Here is a 19,076-nt window from a genome sequence, read left to right as displayed (position 1 = left end):
GGGGTGAGCCTCAACGTCGACGAAGCCGCCGTGCTGCTGCAGGCGCGCGGCGACGACCTGCTCGACCTGTGTCGCAGCGCCGCGCGGGTCCGCGACGCCGGGCTCGAATCGGCGGGCCGCTCCGGCGTCCTCACCTATTCCCGCAATGTCTTCATCCCGCTGACCCGGCTCTGCCGCGACCGGTGTCACTACTGCACCTTCGTCACCGTTCCCGGCAAACTGCGCGCCGAGGGCAAGGGCATGTTCCTCGAACCCGACGAGGTGCTCGACATCGCCCGGCGCGGTGCGGAACTCGGGTGCAAGGAGGCCCTGTTCACGCTGGGCGACCGCCCGGAGGACCGCTGGCCGGAGGCCGCGCAGTGGCTCGACGAACGCGGTTACGACTCCACGCTGGACTACCTGCGCGCGGTCTCGATCCTGGTGCTCGAGGAGACCGGCCTGCTGCCGCACCTGAATCCCGGGGTGATGAGCTGGGCCGAGATCGCGCGGCTCAAGCCGGTGGCGCAGTCGATGGGCATGATGCTCGAGACCACCTCCACCCGGCTGTTCACCGACAAGGGCGAATGCCATCACGGCAGCCCCGACAAGGACCCCGCGGTGCGGCTGCGCGCCATCACCGATGCGGGCAGGCTCTCGGTGCCCTACACCACCGGCATCCTGGTCGGCATCGGCGAGACCGTCACCGAGCGGGCCGAATCGATCATGGCGATCCGCAAGTTGCACAAGGAATTCCGCCATATCCAGGAAGTGATCGTGCAGAACTTCCTGGCCAAGGACGACACCGCCATGCGCGACCGGCCCGACGCCGGACTCGAGGAGTTCCGCGCGGCCATCGCGGTGACCCGCCTGCTGATGGGCCCGGATGTGACGGTGCAGGCGCCGCCGAACCTGGTTTCGGCGCGGGAATGCCGCGATCTGGTCGATGCGGGCATCGACGACTGGGGCGGGGTGTCCCCGGTGACGCCCGATCACGTCAATCCGGAGCGGCCGTGGCCGAATCTGGACACGCTGCGCGAGCTCACCGAGGCCGCCGGATTCACCCTGGCCGAGCGTACTTCCGCGCATCCGAAGTACGTCCGCGCCGGCAACCCGTGGATCGACCCGCGCATCGGCGCGCACGTCGCCGCGCTCACCGATCCCGCGACGGGTCTGGCGCGTCCCGACGCGATGCCGGTGGGCCTGCCGTGGCAGGAGCCCGACGAGTCGTGGGAGTCGGCGGGCCGGGTCGACCTGGAAACCGCCATCGACACCGAGGGCCGCAACACCGAGACCCGCAGCGATGCCGGGCTCGGCGGCTCCGACGAGGCGTTCGGCGCGTTCGGCGACTGGGACACCATCCGCGAGCACGCCCGCGGCCTTTCCGAGGGCGCGCCGCAGCGACTGGACTCCGATGTCGCCGCCGCGTTGCGGGCCGCCGAACGCGACCCGGCGGGGTTGTCGGACGGGCAGTACCTGGCGCTGGCCACCGCCGAGGGCGTCGACCTGGACGCGGTGACCGCACTGGCCGACCGGCTGCGCCGCGACACCGTCGGCGACGACGTGACCTACGTCGTCAACAGGAACATCAACTTCACCAACATCTGCTACACCGGCTGCCGGTTCTGCGCGTTCGCCCAGCGCAAGGGCGACGCCGACGCCTTCACCCTCAGCGCGCAGGAAGTCGCCGACCGCGCCTGGGAGGCCCATGTCGACGGCGCCACCGAGGTCTGCATGCAGGGCGGCATCGACCCGGAACTGCCGGTGACCGGCTACGCCGACCTGGTCCGGGCGGTCAAGGCCCGCGTCCCGTCCATGCACGTGCACGCCTTCAGCCCGATGGAGATCGTCAACGGCGCCTCGCGCGGCGGCCAGAGCATCGCCGACTGGCTCACCGCGCTCCGGGAAGCCGGCCTGGACACCATCCCCGGAACCGCCGCGGAGATCCTCGACGACGAGGTGCGCTGGGTGCTCACCAAGGGCAAGCTGCCCAGCTCGGCGTGGATCGAGGTGGTGACCACCGCGCACAAGGTGGGCCTGCGGTCGAGCTCGACCATGATGTACGGGCACGTGGACACCCCGAAGCACTGGGTCGGGCATCTGCGCGTGCTGCGCGGAATCCAGGACGAGACAGGCGGATTCACCGAATTCGTGCTGTTGCCGTTCGTACACCAGAGTTCGCCGTTGTACCTGGCGGGCGCGGCGCGTCCCGGCCCGACCATCCGGGACAACCGGGCGGCGCACGCGCTGGCGCGGATCATGCTGCACGGCCGCATCGACAACATCCAGACCAGCTGGGTCAAGCTCGGCGTCGCCGGTACCAGGGTGATGTTGCAGGGTGGCGCCAACGATCTGGGCGGCACGCTGATGGAGGAGACCATCTCCCGGATGGCGGGCTCGCAGCACGGATCGGCCAAGACCGTCGCCGAGCTGACCGAGATCGCCGAGGGCATCGGCAGGCCGGTGCGCCAGCGCACCACGAGTTACGGCTCGGTGGACCGGGCGCAGGTGCCGATCGCGACCATGGGATAGCGGTCGCGGCTGTCATCCGACGCGGTACGAGTTAGGGCAGGCTGACCCGGCGCGTCGAGTGCCGCCGGGATAGGGTTTCGCTGGGCGGACCACCCCACAGGTGTGAGGACAGACTAGGAGAACGGCAGTGCCGTACATCATCGCTGAACCGTGCGTTGACGTGAAGGACAAGGCATGCATCGAGGAATGCCCCGTGGACTGCATCTACGAGGGTGGCCGGATGCTGTACATCCATCCCGACGAGTGCGTGGACTGTGGTGCGTGTGAGCCCGTGTGCCCGGTGGAGGCGATCTTCTACGAAGACGACACCCCGGATCAGTGGAGCGGATATATCGCCGCGAACGTCGATTTCTTCGACGATCTCGGTTCCCCGGGCGGCGCGACGAAGGTCGGCAAGGTCGATTTCGACCCGCCGTTCGTCAAGGAACTCCCTCCGATGGGTGAGTGAGACCCGAGTGGCGCAACGTGGCCGGGTCAGCGCGCTGCTACCCGATTTCCCTTGGGACACCATCGCTTCGGTGAAGGCGAAGGCGGCGTCCCATCCCGACGGCATCGTCGATCTCTCGGTGGGCACCCCGGTCGATCCGGTGCCCGAGGTGATCCGCGCGGCGCTGAACTCCGTCGCCGATGTGCCGGGCTACCCGACCACGCACGGCACCCCCGAACTCCGGGCCGCCGCCGTGGACGCGCTGAAGCGCCGCTACGGCGTGACCGGCATCCCGGAGTCTGCGGTGCTGCCGGTGATCGGCACCAAGGAACTGATCGCCGGCCTGCCCCGCCTGCTCGGCATCGGTGCGGGCGACCTGGTGGTCATTCCCGAGATCGCCTACCCGACCTACGAGGTCGGCGCGCTGCTGGCCGGCGCGCAGGTGCTGCGCGCCGACGGGCTCACCCGGCTGGGTCCGCAGTCTCCGGCGCTGATCTACCTCAACTCGCCGTCGAATCCGACCGGCAAGGTGCTCGGCGTCGATCATCTGCGCAAGGTCGTCGACTTCGCCCGCGAGCGCGGCGTGGTCGTCGCCTCCGACGAGTGCTACCTGGGCCTGGCCTGGGACGAGCCCGCGGTGTCCATCCTCGATCCCCGGGTCTGCGACGGCGACCACACCGGCCTGCTCGCCGTGCACTCGCTGTCGAAGACCTCGAACCTGGCCAGCTACCGTGCCGGATTCGTGACCGGCGATCCGGAACTGGTGGCCGAACTGCTCGAGGTGCGCAAGCACTCGGGCATGATGGTGCCCTTCCCGATCCAGGCCGCCATGACCGCCGCCCTCGCCGACGATGCCCACGAGCAGCGCCAGCGCGAGATCTACCGGGCCAGGCGCGAGGTGCTGCGCGCGGCGCTGGTCGAGGCGGGGTTCACCGTCGACCATTCGGCGGCCGGGCTGTATCTGTGGTCGACGCGCGGCGAGCCCGCGCGCGCCACCCTGGACTGGCTGGCCGAGCGCGGCATCCTCGCCGCTCCCGGCGACTTCTACGGGCCGGGCTCCGGCGAGCACGTGCGCATCGCCCTCACCGCGACCGACGAGCGCATCGCCGCCGCCGTGGCGAGGCTGAAGACCGCGCGGTCCTGACAAACGTCGCCGGCCGGGGCCGAGCGCCCCGTCCGGCCGCGCGCTGTCGGCCGGCTGTCGCCGGGATCGACCGCCACCGGGAATCGTCGGGCCGGATGTCGGCCTCGGTGGCGGCGCTGAGCGGCAATCGGAAGGCCGCCGCGCCGGCCGGTGCGCGCGGCGGTGACCGTCACCCCGCGAGCGGCGGCAATCGACGCGCCGCGACTCGCGGGCCGCGGAATCGTCGCCAGGCGCCCAGCAGCCGGGCTAGCCTTGGTTATGGACGCTGCCACAGTGGTCCCGACGCCTGTCAACGAGCCGGTGCACGCCTACGCCCCCGGAAGCGGGGAGCGGGAGCTGCTGCTGGCGCGACTCGCGGAGATCTCCGCCGAAACCGTCGATGTGCCGCTGGTGGTGGGCGGCAAGCATCGGCCGGGGACCGGGGAGCGGCACGCGATTCTCGCGCCACACCGGCGTGAGCTGATACTGGGGACCTACACCGACACCACCCACGCCGAAGCCGAGACCGCGATCGCGACGGCGGTCGCCGCCGGTCCCGGCTGGCGCGCGCTGCCCTTCGACGAGCGCGCCGCCGTGTTCCTGCGCGCGGCCGAACTCCTCGCCGGCCCGTGGCGCGAGACGCTGGCCGCCGCGACCATGCTCGGGCAGTCGAAATCGGTGCACCAGGCCGAGATCGACGCGCCCTGCGAGCTGGTCGACTTCTGGCGGTTCAATGTCTGCTTCGCCCGCGAGATCCTGGCCATGCAGCCGCAGTCCTCGCCCGGGGTGTGGAACCGGATGGAGTACCGCCCGCTGGAGGGCTTCGTCTACGCGATCACCCCGTTCAACTTCACCGCCATCGCGGGCAATCTGCCCACCGCGCCCGCGCTGATGGGCAATACCGTCGTGTGGAAACCCGCTCCGACACAGACGCTTTCGGCCTACTACACGATTCGCCTGCTGGAGGCCGCCGGCCTGCCGCCCGGCGTGATCAACATGGTCACCGGCGACGGCGTGCACCTGTCCGAGGTGGCCCTGGCCGATCCGCGCCTGGCCGGCATCCACTTCACCGGCTCCACCGCCACCTTCCAGTACCTGTGGCGCGAGGTGGGCGCGAATATCGGCCGCTACCACAGCTATCCGCGGCTGGTGGGGGAGACCGGCGGCAAGGATTTCGTTCTCGCGCACCCCTCAGCCGACCCGAAGGCCTTGACCGCCGCGCTGATTCGCGGGGCGTTCGAATACCAGGGCCAGAAGTGCTCGGCCGCCTCGCGCGCCTACATTCCGCGCTCGGTCTGGCGGGAGATGGGCGACCGGTTCCTCGGTACCGTCGCGGACCTGCGCTACGGCGATATCGCCGATCTGCGGAATTTCGGCGGGGCGCTGATCGATCAGCGCGCCTACGACAAGAATGTGGCCGCACTGGCCAGGGCGCGCGAGGCCGGTCTGACCGTGGCGGCGGGCGGCGGCCACGACGATTCGCGGGGCTGGTTCGTCGATCCCACCGTGCTGCTCTGTGACGACCCGGCCGACGAGTCGCTGTGCACGGAGTACTTCGGCCCGATCCTGACCGTGCGGGTCTACGACGACGGTCAGCCCGGCGCCTTCGAAGCCGTGCTGGCCGAAGCCGAGAAGTCCGCGCCCTACGCGCTCACCGGGGCGGTCTTCGCGCGCGACCGGGCGGCCATCGAACGGGCCGCGCACGTGCTGCGCTACGCGGCCGGCAATTTCTACATCAACGACAAGCCGACCGGCGCGGTGGTCGGTCAACAGCCCTTCGGCGGCGCCCGCGCATCGGGCACCGACGACAAGGCGGGCTCACCGTTGAATCTGCTGCGCTGGGTGGCGCCACGCACCCTCAAGGAGACGTTCGCGCCACCCACCGGCCACCGCTATCCCCACATGGAGGGGTAACGGCCGGGGAGTGAGGCTCAGACCAGCGGCCTGCCGCTGCGCAGGCGCTTGCGGAAATCCCACAGGTAGTAGTTCATCGGGAACAACCGGGCCGCCTTGGGCAGCTTGGACTGCACCTTGCCGATCACCAGCAGCAGCAACCGCAGCGTGTGCTCCCTGATGGGCGACCAGGTCATGCCCATCTCGTTGCGCAGATGCTCGGGCAGCAGGCCGGTGACCACGAAGCGGTGGAACCGCGCGCCGAGGATCTGCACCGGCACCGGCATCATCTTCAGGTCGATCATGTCGTCGAAGTAGGCCTTGGTGCGCGCGTCGATCTTCTTCTGGGGCAGCTCGGTGTCCCAGTACTGCTGGAAGGCGGCGCGGTCGGCGGGCCACATCTCCGGGCGCATCTGCAGGCCGGTGCCGAGTTTGACCGAGTACGCGTAGAGCGCATCGGCGGTGGCCTCGTCCAGCTCGCCGTGCAGGCGCTCGTGCAGGTCGAGGATGCCGAAGTACAGGCACGCCGCCACCCACAGCTGCAGCTTGGGATCGAACGCGTTGTACTTGACCGGGCTCTGGGCATCGGAGCGCACGGTGCGGTGCGAGGTGTTCACCGCCTGCCGGTAGGCCTCGCGCTCCTCCTCGGTGCCCATCAGCGCGACCGCGAGGTAGGTCAGCGTGGTGCGCAGACGCTTGATCGGGTGCAGCATGACCTTGCCGGAGTCGACGGTGCTCTCCAGTACGCCGTAGGCCACCGGCGCGTGGCTGAGCTGCATGACGACGTTCGCCGAGCCGCCGAGGAAAGCGGTGATTCCGTACCAGAAGTCTTCCATCCGGAAGTCGTCGGCAGTGCCGTAGCTGCTGCTCGGCACCTGCTCGGGCGTCGTTGCACGAAGGGGCGCGCTCATCTTTCCTCGTCTTTCCGGCTCGCGGCGCCGACCGCTCTGGTCGCAGCGCCGCAGTGACACGATGAGAAGGTTATTGCCTCAGCCTCTCATTCTGGCCCTTGTGTGTCAATGGGACTTTGTGCCCTAATGAGAAGAAGTGTCATGAACCTTCTCATTGCCTGAGGTGGCTGTCAATCGGCGCCGACGGCGACTGGGAGTATGTGACACTGAAAGTGTCATCGTTTCGCAGGACGCGGGTGAGGTGAGGAAGAACATGGCAAGGCTGAACAAGCTTCTCCCGCTGGTCCGCAACAGTGGTCCCGAGGACCGCAACCAGTCGCGCGTGCTCGACGCGGCGCTGCTGGCCTTCCTGGACTTCGGGATCAAGCGCACCAGCATGGTCGAGGTAGCCCGGCGCTGCGGGCTCTCACTGGCCACGCTCTACCGCCGGTTCGCGAGCAAGTCCGATCTCATCGAGGCGGTGGCGCTGCGCCAGTCCAGGGAGTTCATCCAGGGCGTGGACGAGGTGCTGGCCCGCCAGGTCGATCGCGACGCCGGCGCCGAGGATCAGATCGTCGAGCTGTTCGTGGCCTTCATCAACGGGCTGCGCGAGAACCAGCTGATCCACCGGTTGCTGGCCACCGAGCCGGAACTGGTGCTGCCCTTCCTCACCACGCGCGGCGCGCCGATCATCGAGCTGGGCCGCGACTACCTCACCGAGTTCATTCGCAGGCTGCAGTCCGAGGGCAAGCTGCCCGAATACGATCCCGAGCCGCTGGCCGAGATGATCGCCCGCACGGCGGTGTCGATGGCGCTCACCCCGCAGACCGTCATCCCGGTCGGCGACGACCAGCTGGCGCGCGCGTTCGCCCGCGATCACGTGGTGGTGTCCTTCCGCGTGCCGGTGACGCCGAAAGCCGAGCCGGCGCCGGAGCCCGCGGCCGAGGCCGAGGTGGGCGAGTAGCCCGGCCGTCAGACCATCCGCAGACCGAGCCGCCTGCGCAGCCGCATATCCCACAGCAGGACTTCGATCGGCAGTGTCTTGACCACCCGGGGCAGCCGGTCTTCGACCGCGCCGACGGCGCTCAACAGCGCGGCGAGCCTGCGGTCGTCGCGTGGGGTCCAGGTCATCCCCATCTGCTCGCGCAGGCGCTCCGGCAACAGACCCGCGGTCACCCAGCGGTGCAGCGGGGCCAGGGTCAGCTGCACCGGCAGCGGGAACATCTTCAGATTCACCAGATCCCAGAAGAAGTCCCGGACAGGCGGATCGATGCGAGTGGTCGCCAGGTGCTCGCGCCAATAGGCGTCGAAGGCGTCCCGGTCGGCGGGCCACTGAGCGGGATGCATCTGCAGGGTGGTGCCGAGCCGCTCGGCGTTGCGGTAGAAGGCGTCCGCCGCGGCCTTGTTCATGGGGCCGTGCATGCGCTCGTGCAGATCGCGCGCGCCCCAGTACAGACAGGCCGCCACCCACAACTGCAGGCGCCGGTCGAAGGCGTTGTACTTCACCGGGCTGTCGGGGCCGGAGCGCACCTGGCGATGCGCGGTGTCGATGGCCGCCCGATAGGCCAGGCGGTCCTCGTCCGTGCCCACCATGGCCACCGCCAGGTAGGTGAGCGTGGTGCGGGCGCGCTTGATCGGGTGCAGCATGATGTTGCCGCTGTCGACCTTGCTCTCCACCACGCCGTAGCCGACCGGCGGCATGCTCAGTTGCAGGATGACGTTGGTGGCGGCCCCGAAGAACGCGGATGTCGCGTCGACGTGATCGCGGATGTCGAAGCCGATGTCGGCGTCGCCCGGAATGGGTGCGGTCGGGCGCAGGGCGCGCAGTGGGCCGGCCATGTCGATCCCCGTTCTCGTCGTTGAGAAGGATGTGCTTCGACGTTCTCATTCTCTCTGGAATGTGTCAACGGTCACAGACGATCGAGGCCGTGGCGTGATGTCGCGGGGCGGTAGCCGCGGCCGATCGCGCCGCACAGTAGGTTCGAGGTCATGCCGTCCCTGCTGCTCCGTTCCCTGGACCCGGCCGCGGTCGCGGCGGGTGCGGACATCCCCGATGCCGTCACGATCGACGGTGCGACGCTCTCCCGGTCGGATCTGCTCGGCGCGGCGACCTCGGTGGCCGAGCGCGTCGCGCGTGCCGAACGGGTCGCGGTGCTGGCCCGCCCGAATCTGCGCACGGTGCTGGCCGTGGTGGGCAGCCTGATCGCCGGCGTGACCGTGGTACCGGTGCCGCCGGATTCCGGCGCCGCCGAACTCGCGCACATCCTGGCCGATTCCGGCGCCCAGGCCTGGCTGGGCGAAGCGCCCGAAGGTGCCGGTGGTCCGGAAGCCGGTGAGCTGCCGGTGATCCCGGTCCGGCTGCACGCGCGCTCGTGGCACACCTATCCCGAACCGCCATCCCACGCACCGGCTTTCGTGCTCTACACCTCCGGCACCACCGGCCCGCCCAAGGGTGTCGTGCTCACCCGCGGGGCGATCGCCGCCGGCCTGGACGCGCTCGCCGAGGCCTGGGACTGGACCTCGAAAGATCGTCTGGTGCACGGCCTTCCGCTGTTCCACGTGCACGGCCTCGTGCTCGGCGTACTCGGGGCGCTGCGCGTCGGCAGCCCGCTCGTGCACACCGGCAAGCCGACGCCGCAGGCCTACGCGGAGGCCGACGGCAGCCTGTACTTCGGTGTGCCGACGGTGTGGTCGCGCATCGTCGAGGACGAAGCGGCCGCCAAGGCGCTGAGCGGAGCGCGGCTGTTGGTGTCCGGGAGCGCGCCGCTGCCCGTGCCGGTGTTCGAGAAGCTGCGTGAGCTGACCGGTCACGCGCCGGTGGAGCGTTACGGCATGAGCGAAACCATGATCACCCTGTCCACCCGGGCCGACGGGGAACGCAGGCCGGGCTGGGTCGGGTTGCCGGTGCGCGGCGTCGAGACCAGGTTGCGCGACGAGACCGGCGCCCCGGTTCCGCACGACGGGGAGAGCATCGGCGGCCTGCAGGTCCGCGGCCCGATGCTCTTCGCCGGTTATCTGAACCGGCCCGATGCCACCGCGGACAGCTGGACCGAGGACGGCTGGTTCAAGACCGGTGACGTCGCCGCCATCGATGCCGAGGGATTCCATCGCATCGTCGGCCGCGAATCGGTCGACCTCATCAAATCCGGCGGATTCCGCGTCGGCGCGGGCGAAGTCGAGACCGCGCTGCTCGGACATCCCGCCGTGGCCGAAGCCGCCGTGGTCGGACTGCCCGACACGGATCTGGGCCAGCGGATCGTCGCGTTCGTCGTTCCGCGCGCGGGGGCGGACGCCGCCGCGCTGCCGCGGGAACTGATCGATCTGGTGGCCGGACAGCTGTCGGTGCACAAGCGCCCGCGCGAGGTCAGGATCGTGCCGTCGTTGCCGCGCAACGCGATGGGCAAGGTGCAGAAGAAGACGCTCGCAGCCCAGGCCTGAGACAGCAGGATCGGGCCCTGGGCCCCATGGACTTCCGCCGTGCCCCGGCCGAGGCAGCTCGACCGGTGAGGGCCCGAGTCGCCGGAAGACGACGAGCGCACCCCGGGAAATCCGAGGTGCGCTCGAGGCCGGCCCCGCACGCGTCGGCGACGGGAGCCGGGGTGGCTCAGTTGTGGGCGTGCAGGTCTTCGTTGAGCTCGATACCGGTGCCCTTGCGGTGCACGACCTCGACCGCGCCGGTGGTGGAGTTGCGGCGGAAGAGCAGGTTGTCGCGGCCCGCGAGTTCGGCGGCCTTGACGACCTTGCCGTCGGACGTGGTGACCTTGGTGCCCGCGGTCAGGTACAGCCCCGCCTCGAGCACGCAGTCGTTGCCGAGCGGGATGCCGAGACCGGAATTGGCGCCGAGCAGGGAGCGCTCGCCGACAGAGATGACGGTGGTGCCGCCGCCGGAGAGCGTGCCCATGGTGGACGCGCCGCCGCCGATGTCGGAGCCGTCGCCGACGACGACGCCCGCCGAGATGCGGCCCTCGACCATCGAGGTGCCCAGGGTGCCCGCGTTGAAGTTGACGAAGCCCTCGTGCATGACGGTGGTGCCCGCCGCGAGGTGCGCGCCGAGGCGGACCCGGTCGGCGTCGCCGATGCGCACGCCGGACGGGACGACGTAATCGACCATGCGCGGGAACTTGTCGATGCTGTAGACGGTGACCGGGCCGCGGGCGCGCAGCTTCAGGCGGGTCCGCTCGAAGCCGTCGACGGCGGCGGGACCGTGGTTGGTCCACACCACATTGCTGAGCAGGCCGAACTGGCCGTCGAGGTTCACCGAGTGCGGGGTCACCAGGCGGTGCGAGAGCAGGTGCAGGCGCAGGTAGACGTCGTGCGCGTCGACCGGCGCCACGGACAGGTCGGCGATGGTGGTGCGCACGGCGATCACCTCGACGCCGCGGGCCTCGTCCACGCCGAGCAGGTCGGCGAAGCCCTCCGGGGCCTCGTCGAGGCGCTCGGTACCGGTGGTCTCGAAGGAACCGAGTTCCGGGCTCGGGTACCAGGTGTCCAGGACGGTGCCGTCCGCGGTCACATTGGCGATACCGACTGCTGTTGCTCCCTGAATGCTCACGTCGTCAGAGGTTACCCACTCCGGTGGCGCGGCCGGTGAGCTACCTCGTCGTAGGCTGGCCCGGTGAGCATCGACCTGTCCGCCGACCCGATCGCCCTGACCGCCGCCCTCGTCGACATCCCCAGCGTCTCCCTCGACGAGCGCGCGATCGCCGACGTCGTGGAACGCGCCCTGCGCGAGCAGACCACCGGTTTCGAGGTGCTGCGCCACGGCAATGTCGTGTTGGCGCGGACGAACCGCGGCCTGCCGACCCGGGTCATCCTCGCCGGGCATGTGGACACGGTGCCGATCGCCGACAACGTGCCCAGCCGTTTCGGCGAGGGCGCCGGCGGCGAGCAGCTGCTGCACGGCTGCGGCACCGTCGACATGAAGTCCGGCGACGCGGTGTTCCTGCACCTGGCCGCCACCGTCGCCGATCCGGTGCACGACCTGACCCTCATCTTCTACGACGGTGAGGAGATCGCCGCCGAGCACAACGGCCTCGGCCACATCGAACGCGACCTGCCCGACTGGCTCGACGGCGACCTCGCCGTGCTGGGCGAACCCTCCGGCGGCTGGATCGAGGCGGGCTGCCAGGGCACGCTGCGGGTCCGACTGAGCACGAAGGGGGTGCGCGCGCATTCGGCGCGAGCGTGGATGGGCGACAACGCGATCCACCGGCTGGCCCCGGTGCTGGCCCGGCTGGAGGGCTACACCGCGCGCGATGTCGACATCGACGGCTGCGTCTACCGGGAAGGGCTGTCCGCGGTCGCGATCGACGGCGGTGTCGCGGGCAATGTGATCCCCGACGCCGCAACCGTGACGGTCAACTTCCGGTTCGCGCCCGACCGCAGCGTCGAGCAGGCGACGGCGCACGTGCGCGAGGTCTTCGCCGGGCTGGACATCGGCTTCGAGGTCATCGACGCCGCGGCAGGCGCGCTGCCCGGACTCACCGCCCCCGCCGCCAGGGCGCTGATCGATTCGGTGCACGCCCACGGCGGCGGCGGTGTGCGGGCCAAGTACGGCTGGACCGATGTGTCCCGCTTCGCCGCGCGCGGCATTCCCGCGGTGAACTTCGGCCCCGGCGATCCGAACCTGGCGCACAAGCGCGACGAGCACGTGCCGACCGCGCAGATCACCGCGGTCGCCGCCATGTTGCGCGCGTATCTGACCGGCGGCGCGACACCGGTCTGACCGGCGCGCTCGGCGCGGCGCAGGCCGTTCACCACGGCGACGCTGCCCGGTGGCGCCCGCCCGGTAGCGTGTACGCATGTCCACCGACGCCGCCGACCCCACCGACAGCAGGACTTCGGACGCTGGCACCTCCCGGCACGGTGCCGCCGGCCGGGAGGAATCCTCGAAATCGCGGTCCGCCGCGAAGTTCCGCGGCCCGATCATGTTCCGGCGCGACCGCAATCCCGGCATCCGCACCGCCGATCGCAATCTGCTCGACACCCGCGGCGATGCGGACTGGGTGCACTCCGATCCGTGGCGGGTGCTGCGCATCCAGGCCGAATTCGTCGAGGGCTTCGGCGCGCTCGCCGAGGTGCCGCGCGCGGTCACGGTGTTCGGTTCGGCGCGCACGCCGGTCGACCATCCGGAGTACGAGGCCGGATACGCGATCGGCGCGGCCCTGGCGCGGTCCGGCTTCGCGGTCATCACCGGCGGCGGGCCCGGCGCGATGGAGGCCGCCAACCGGGGCGCGTGCGAGGCGGGCGGCTATTCGATCGGCCTGGGCATCGAGCTGCCGTTCGAGCAGAGTCTCAACGACTGGGTCGATCTGGGCATCAACTTCCGCTACTTCTTCGTGCGCAAGACGATGTTCGTCAAGTACTCCCAGGCATTCGTCTGCCTGCCGGGCGGATTCGGCACCCTCGACGAACTGTTCGAGGCGCTGACGCTGGTGCAGACCGGCAAGATCACCCGGTTCCCGATCATCCTGTTCGGCCGGTCCTACTGGTCCGGCCTGGTGGACTGGATCCGCAATTCGCTGGAGGGCTACGGCAAGATCTCGGCCGGCGACCTGGACCTGCTGTACGTCACCGACCATGTCGACGAGGTGGTCGACATCATCGCCCGCGCCGCCGATTCCCGCGCCGAGCTGGACACCTACGGCACCGAGGATCTCTGGTGAGCGCCGACCTCCCGGCGAGCGATCGGTTCGCTGTCTGCGTCTACTGCTCGTCGAGCACCACCGATCCGGAACTGCTGAATCTGGCCGCCCGGGTCGGCACCGAAATCGCCCGCCGCGGATGGCAATTGGTTTCCGGTGGCGGTCACGTCTCGATGATGGGCGCGGTGGCGACCGCGGCCAGGGCGGGCGGTGCCAGGACCATCGGCGTCATCCCGAAGCACCTGGTGCACAAAGAGGTCGCCGACACCGACTCCGACGAGCTGATCGTCACCGACACCATGCGCCAGCGCAAGAAGGTCATGGAGGACCGTGCCGACGCCTTCCTCACCCTGCCCGGCGGCATCGGCACGCTCGAGGAGTTCTTCGAGACCTGGACCGGCGGGTATCTCGGCGAGCACGCCAAACCGGTGGTGCTGCTCGACCACGGCGGCTTCTACCGCGGCCTGTTCGACTGGATCGACGCGCTGGGGGACAAGGGCGTGGTGACCGCGCGGGCCCGCTCCCGGCTCACCGTCGCCACCGACCTGAACACCGCCTTCGTCGCGCTGCGGCCCGAACCGGGCGGTCCGCTGCCCGGCTGATCCCCGACGGTCCCGGCGGTGGTCGGTACAGTCGAGGCATGTTCAGCCCGTCCGTAACGCCGCAGCCGACGCTGTGCGGCAAGCCGGTCGCGACGGACCGGGCGCTGGTGATGGCGATCGTGAACCGCACCCCGGACTCGTTCTACGACCGTGGCGCCACTTTCACCGACGAGGCCGCGATGGCCGCGGTCCATCGTGCTGTCGCCGAGGGCGCCGACCTGGTCGACATCGGCGGGGTCAAAGCCGGGCCGGGCGAGCTGGTCGACGCCGAGGAGGAGACCCGCCGGGTCGTGCCGTTCGTGGCCGCGATCCGCGCCGCCTACCCCGATCTGCTCATCAGCGTCGACACCTGGCGTTCCCAGGTGGCCCGCGACGCGGTGGCCGCGGGCGCCGACCTGATCAACGACACCTGGGCGGGCGCGGATCCCGATCTGGTGCGGGTGGCCGCCGATCTCGGCGTCGGCATCGTCTGCAGCCACACCGGCGGCGCGATCCCGCGCACCAGGCCGCACCGGGTGCGCTACGCCGATGTGGTGGCCGAGGTCACCGACACCGTGGTGCGCGCCGCCGAACAGGCGGCCGCCGCAGGGGTGCGCAAGGATTCGATTCTCATCGACCCGACCCACGATTTCGGCAAGAACACTTATCACGGCCTCGAATTGTTGCGGGGAATCGACGTTCTCGTAAAAAGCGGATGGCCTGTGCTGATGGCACTGAGTAACAAGGATTTCATCGGGGAGACTCTTGGTGTGGGGCTCTCCGAACGACTGGAGGGCACCTTGGCAGCAACGGCGTGGTCGGCCGCCGCGGGCGCCCGCGTCTTCCGTGTCCACGAGGTGGCCCACACCCGTCGCGTGGTGGACATGATCGCCGCAATCCAGGGCTTCCGGCCCCCCGCACGAACCTTGCGAGGTCTGGTATGAAAAACCGACACCATCAGTCCAGCTGGGCGCGGACCAATACCTGGGATTCCCCGGCGTGGACGATCGACGAACTCGTCGAGGCCAAGCAGGGGCGCACCGTCTCCGTGGTGCTGCCCGCGTTGAACGAGGAGAACACCGTCGCCGACGTGGTGGCCAGCATCCGGCCGCTGCTCGGCACCCTGGTCGACGAATTGGTGGTGCTCGATTCCGGCTCGACCGACGCCACCGCCGAACGGGCCCGCGCGGCCGGGGCGGTGGTGGTCAGCAGGGAGGAAGCGGTTCCGGAACTGGAACCGGTGCCGGGCAAGGGGGAAGTGCTGTGGCGCTCGCTGGCCGCCACCGAGGGTGACCTGATCGCGTTCGTCGACTCCGACCTCATCGACCCCGACCCCGCTTTCGTGCCGAAGCTGCTCGGCCCGCTGCTGTGCGTGGAGAGCATGCACCTGGTGAAGGCCTACTATCGCCGTCCGCTCCGGCAGGGCGGCGCGGTGGACGCGCACGGCGGCGGCCGGGTCACCGAACTGGTGGCGCGGCCGCTGCTGGCCGCGCTGCGCCCGGAACTGACGGCGGTACTGCAACCGCTCGGCGGCGAATACGCGGGTACGAGGGAACTGCTGACCTCCGTGCCCTTCGCGCCCGGCTACGGCGTGGAGATCGGCCTGCTGCTCGATACCTACGACCAGTTCGGCCTGCCTGCCATCGGCCAGGTCAACCTGGGCGTGCGCACCCATCGCAACCGGCCGCTGTCCGATCTCGGCGTGATGAGCCGTCAGATCCTCGGCACGGTGCTCGGGCGCAGCGGGATCGCCGATTCCGGCGCGGCGCTGACTCAGTTCCCGGTGATCGACGACGAGTTCACCGCCCAGCACACCGAGGTCTCGCTGGCCGACCGGCCGCCGATGAACACGCTGCGCCCCTCACGCGTCGCCGCCTGAGCGGAATCGCCGGCGCGGAGCAGGGAAACATCCGATGGTCGCGGCGGCGGGGGTGCGAGGTCTGTGCGACGGACTGTCCGGCGGAAGGACTCGCCCGACCGAGCCGACCGGCGAGCAGTTGGTCAGCGGCGGACGCGCCCGTTGGTTCGCGGGTCACCCTGGTGCAGGTACACCGGGGTGAGCAGATCCGCGTCCACCGGTTCACCGCTGGACCGGTCGTAGCGCACCGCGATGAGCACCGAGAACAAGTGGTGCTCGGCGCGTTCGTGCAGTCCGGCGAGCCGGGTGGCCAGCAGCCGCACGGCACCGAGTGAGCCCGGCGGGTGCAGGCCGTCGATGAGCAGGCAGCTGCCGCGTCCGTCGGGGCGCGGCAGCCTGGCCAGATAGGCGATGTCGTGCGGTTCGGGACCGGAGGGCCGGTAGACCCGGCGGGCGGCGCGGTCCTCGATGCCGCGGCGCGAGTCGCCGGGGCGGACCACGGTGCGGCGCAACCGGGGATCTGCTGCGGCGAGCTGGCGCAGGCTCGGTGAGAGTTCCGGACCGCCGAGCACGATAAGCCCGTCGCGGTTCAGATCCACCGGCCTGCCGGGTGCGAAGTATTCCACCGTGGCCGGAAAACCCAAGTCCCGCAACAGGTCGACGAGCTTGGCTGCCGCGCTGGGATCGGGTGCGCCGAGCAGTCTGCCCGCGCGTACCTCCGGCGTGAGGACGGTGATCGCGCTGTGCCCGAAGAACAATCCTTCCGGGGCGGGGCCCTGGGTGCTCACCTGATGGATGCGGGCGCGGGAAAGACCCGCGGCCGCACCTATTCTGGCGAACGTCCACCCCTCCTCGTGCAATTCCCTGATCACTGCGCGACGAATTCTGGTGAGTTCGTTGATCGTCTGCTGCGCAGCCGCCACCCCTTCGGTCGCGGCCTTGAGTCTTTCGACTTTGTCCTCTATCGCGAAGACCCGCGCCACGTCATCGGCCGACATGTCCGAAGTTTAGACAGCTCGACAGCCGTCCGCGTATACCCGACTTGACGGCCGTACTTTCCTACAGCCCAGTCGGTTTGGAAATTCCCCGGCGTTTCGCGCGGGACACGCCGCTTTGTGTTACTCAGGTGGCGTCAGGGTCGATCGGAGGGTGTTCATTGCGCGCCAAAGGTTTTTCCATCGACGGCTTGCTCAGGTTCGGTTTCGACCCGGAATTCCCGTAGGAACCACCGCCGTACAAATCGTCCTTGGTAGGCACGGCCTTCTCCAGATCACGCAGCACCGAGTCGTCGCCGTTGAGCAGGTGCTTGGTGACCAGCGAGCGCGGGGTCATCCCACGCAGCTCGTTGAGGTCGGCCAGCGGCTTGCGCAGGTCGTCGAACTCCGGACCGAGTTCCTCCTTCAGCTGCGCTGTCGCGCCGCTGGCGTAGTCGCGGATCTGACGCAAGGAGCGCGTGGTCCAGCGCACGGCGCCGGGCAGCCGCTCCGGCCCGAGGATCACGAGGGCGGCGACGAGCAGGATCATCATCTCGCCCCAGCCGATGTTGCTGAACACGCATCCAGGCTACCTGGGCTTACCTCGGATGGGTCAGTCGGATTCCAACGTCACAGGCACGTCCACCTGCCTGCCATCGCGAATCAACCGGACCGTCACCGTTTCGCCGATATCGCGCGACTGCACCGCCACCGTCAGCTCGTCGGGCTCGGTGACCTCCCGGTCGCCGACCTTGACGATCACGTCGCCCTCGACGATGCCCGCCTTGGCCGCGGGGCTGCCCTCGGTCACATCGGCCACCGCCGCACCGGTCATGGCATCGTTGGCCACGGTCACGGTGCGAGCGGAGACGCCGATCTGCGGGTGGTGCATGGCACCATCGCGGATCAGGGTCTGCGCGACCTCGGTCATGGTGTCGACCGGGATGGCGAAGCCGAGGCCCACGGAGCCGCCGGTCCCGCTGCGGATGGCGGAGTTGATGCCGATGACCTGCCCGGACATGTTCACCAGCGCACCACCGGAGTTGCCCGGATTGATCGAGGCGTCGGTCTGCACCGCGTCGATCACCGCGTTGGTGTCGGTGCCCTCGCCGCCGAGCTTCACCGGACGGTGCAGCGCGCTGACGATGCCGGAGGTGACCGTCTTGCTCAGGCCGAGCGGGGAGCCGATGGCCAGCACGTCCTCGCCGACCTGCACGTCGGCGGACTTGCCGAGTTCGGCGACGGTGAGGTTCTTCACGTCCACCCGGAGCACGGCCAGGTCGGTCTTGGGGTCGCGCCCGACGATCTCGGCGGGCACCCGGCTGCCGTCGGCGAAGGTCACCCGGATGCTCGCCCGGTTGCTGGTGTCCTGGGCGGCCATCGAGATCACGTGGTTGTTGGTGACGATGTAGCCCTGGCCGTCGATCACGACGCCGGAACCGGTCGAGCCGTTCTCGCCGACGGTGGTGCGGATGGAGACCACCGACGGCAGCACCGCGTTGGCGACCTGGGCGATCTGACCGCGCGGGCTCTCGATGTCCTGGCTCTGCTCCAGGGTCACCTTGCGGGAGGTGAGGTTGGTGCTGGTCTCGGCGGTCAGGCGGCCGACCAGACCGCCGATCACGCCGATCGCGAGGGCCAGCGCGGCCAGCAGGGCGAGCGCCTTGGGCGCCACCCGGGAACCGAAGAGGACCTCACGGGCGCTGAGCTTGCGCCCGAGCGGCAGCGGTTCCGGGCGCGGGGTGGCCACGGCAGGCGCGCCGAGCCGGGCGCCCGCCTCGGGATCACGCCAGGGATCGGCGGGGCCGGCGGGCGCCTCGGTCACGGCGGCGGCGTCCGGATCGCGCTGCAGCAGTTCGTCGGAGCCCTCGGGGCGGCCGAAGGCCTCGGCGAGCACGGCGTCCGGCGGGCGATTCGGGGTCACCTGCGGCGCGACCGCGGCGGCGCCGGCCTGCCCGGGCGGGCGTTCGGCGAACGAGCCGCGCTGACCACTCGGCCTGCGGAAGGCATGCGAGGTATGGGAGTCCACGTGGGGGCGATAGACCGGGCGCGGCCCGAGTGCGGGCGCGTCCGACGGTCGCAAATTCCCCCGGTCGGACGCCGAATCGGATGTGTCGTTCGCGGCGGGTCGCGGCTCCGGCGCCGTGGAGTTGTTCTGCGATTCGGTGGTCACGCGCT

The 19,076-nt window shown here is 70.0% G+C and carries 17 protein-coding genes; 11 read left to right on the top strand and 6 right to left on the bottom strand.

Translation table 11 applies throughout. From position 1 onward, the window contains the following. From ON26_RS21905 to pruA, 4 genes are all read left to right on the top strand, one after another. On the top strand, positions 1–2,508 hold a 2,508-nt coding region (locus ON26_RS21905), incomplete at its 5' end, for a bifunctional FO biosynthesis protein CofGH (RefSeq protein WP_051027346.1). 127 nt (positions 2,509–2,635) lie between these two features. Then, entirely contained in the window at positions 2,636–2,956 is a 321-nt protein-coding gene (gene fdxA / locus ON26_RS21900) for a ferredoxin (RefSeq protein WP_040798106.1), read from the top strand. A gap of 7 nt (positions 2,957–2,963) precedes the next feature. Then, positions 2,964–4,079: a succinyldiaminopimelate transaminase gene (gene dapC / locus ON26_RS21895; protein WP_040798105.1), complete on the top strand. Its 1,116-nt coding sequence runs from the start codon at positions 2,964–2,966 to the stop codon at positions 4,077–4,079. Positions 4,080–4,337: 258 nt separating this feature from the next. Then, on the top strand, positions 4,338–5,972 hold the full coding sequence (gene pruA / locus ON26_RS21890) for an L-glutamate gamma-semialdehyde dehydrogenase (protein WP_040798104.1): 1,635 nt from the start codon (positions 4,338–4,340) through the stop codon (positions 5,970–5,972). Positions 5,973–5,989: 17 nt separating this feature from the next. Here the strand turns inward: pruA and ON26_RS21885 are convergent, their stop codons facing one another. Further along, positions 5,990–6,862, bottom strand: a complete 873-nt coding sequence (locus tag ON26_RS21885) for an oxygenase MpaB family protein (protein WP_040798103.1) — start codon at positions 6,860–6,862, stop codon at positions 5,990–5,992. 253 nt (positions 6,863–7,115) lie between these two features. Here ON26_RS21885 and ON26_RS21880 point away from each other — a divergent pair, with 253 nt between their 5' ends. Continuing rightward, positions 7,116–7,805, top strand: a complete 690-nt coding sequence (locus ON26_RS21880) for a TetR/AcrR family transcriptional regulator (RefSeq protein ID WP_051027339.1) — start codon at positions 7,116–7,118, stop codon at positions 7,803–7,805. Positions 7,806–7,813: 8 nt separating this feature from the next. On the opposite strand, the gene ON26_RS21875 is transcribed toward ON26_RS21880, so the two are convergent. After that, a complete protein-coding gene (locus ON26_RS21875) occupies positions 7,814–8,680 on the bottom strand; it encodes an oxygenase MpaB family protein (RefSeq protein ID WP_040798102.1) in 867 nt (288 codons plus the stop codon). Positions 8,681–8,830: 150 nt separating this feature from the next. Here ON26_RS21875 and ON26_RS21870 point away from each other — a divergent pair, with 150 nt between their 5' ends. Further along, a complete protein-coding gene (locus ON26_RS21870) occupies positions 8,831–10,279 on the top strand; it encodes an acyl-CoA synthetase (RefSeq protein WP_040798101.1) in 1,449 nt (482 codons plus the stop codon). A gap of 166 nt (positions 10,280–10,445) precedes the next feature. On the opposite strand, the gene dapD is transcribed toward ON26_RS21870, so the two are convergent. Further along, the gene (gene dapD, locus ON26_RS21865; protein ID WP_083884279.1) at positions 10,446–11,393 is read right to left on the bottom strand and encodes a 2,3,4,5-tetrahydropyridine-2,6-dicarboxylate N-succinyltransferase; all 948 of its coding nucleotides are present in this window, start codon (positions 11,391–11,393) and stop codon (positions 10,446–10,448) included. 63 nt (positions 11,394–11,456) lie between these two features. Between dapD and dapE the strand changes: the two genes are divergently transcribed. The 5 genes from dapE to ON26_RS21840 all read left to right on the top strand — a co-directional run bounded on the left by dapE (position 11,457) and on the right by ON26_RS21840 (position 15,945). After that, positions 11,457–12,566, top strand: a complete 1,110-nt coding sequence (dapE, locus tag ON26_RS21860; RefSeq protein WP_040798099.1) for a succinyl-diaminopimelate desuccinylase — start codon at positions 11,457–11,459, stop codon at positions 12,564–12,566. Positions 12,567–12,768: 202 nt separating this feature from the next. Further along, entirely contained in the window at positions 12,769–13,506 is a 738-nt protein-coding gene (locus ON26_RS21855; protein ID WP_040798116.1) for an LOG family protein, read from the top strand. Then, positions 13,500–14,087, top strand: a complete 588-nt coding sequence (locus tag ON26_RS21850) for an LOG family protein (RefSeq protein WP_051027344.1) — start codon at positions 13,500–13,502, stop codon at positions 14,085–14,087. The genes ON26_RS21855 and ON26_RS21850 overlap by 7 nt, the downstream gene beginning before the upstream one ends. Before the next feature lie 38 nt (positions 14,088–14,125). Beyond that, positions 14,126–15,010 (top strand): dihydropteroate synthase, encoded by an 885-nt coding sequence (gene folP, locus ON26_RS21845; protein ID WP_040798097.1) that lies wholly within the window; start codon positions 14,126–14,128, stop codon positions 15,008–15,010. Continuing rightward, on the top strand, positions 15,007–15,945 hold the full coding sequence (locus ON26_RS21840; protein ID WP_040798096.1) for a glucosyl-3-phosphoglycerate synthase: 939 nt from the start codon (positions 15,007–15,009) through the stop codon (positions 15,943–15,945). Before folP ends, ON26_RS21840 begins: the two co-directional genes overlap by 4 nt. Positions 15,946–16,067: 122 nt before the next feature. On the opposite strand, the gene ON26_RS21835 is transcribed toward ON26_RS21840, so the two are convergent. The 3 genes from ON26_RS21835 to ON26_RS21825 form a co-directional block, all read right to left on the bottom strand. Further along, a complete protein-coding gene (locus ON26_RS21835) occupies positions 16,068–16,922 on the bottom strand; it encodes a hypothetical protein (protein ID WP_040798095.1) in 855 nt (284 codons plus the stop codon). 124 nt (positions 16,923–17,046) lie between these two features. Next, positions 17,047–17,478, bottom strand: a complete 432-nt coding sequence (tatB, locus tag ON26_RS21830) for a Sec-independent protein translocase protein TatB (protein ID WP_040798094.1) — start codon at positions 17,476–17,478, stop codon at positions 17,047–17,049. A 33-nt stretch (positions 17,479–17,511) separates the two neighbouring features. Continuing rightward, positions 17,512–19,071 (bottom strand): S1C family serine protease, encoded by a 1,560-nt coding sequence (locus ON26_RS21825; RefSeq protein ID WP_040798093.1) that lies wholly within the window; start codon positions 19,069–19,071, stop codon positions 17,512–17,514. Positions 19,072–19,076 lie beyond the last annotated feature (5 nt).

The sequence above is a fragment of the Nocardia higoensis NBRC 100133 genome (assembly GCF_000308595.1).
Classification (GTDB): Bacteria; Actinomycetota; Actinomycetes; order Mycobacteriales; family Mycobacteriaceae; genus Nocardia; species Nocardia higoensis.
Note: the sequence above shows the minus strand (reverse complement) of the source record. Positions and strands in the feature narration are given on the sequence as shown.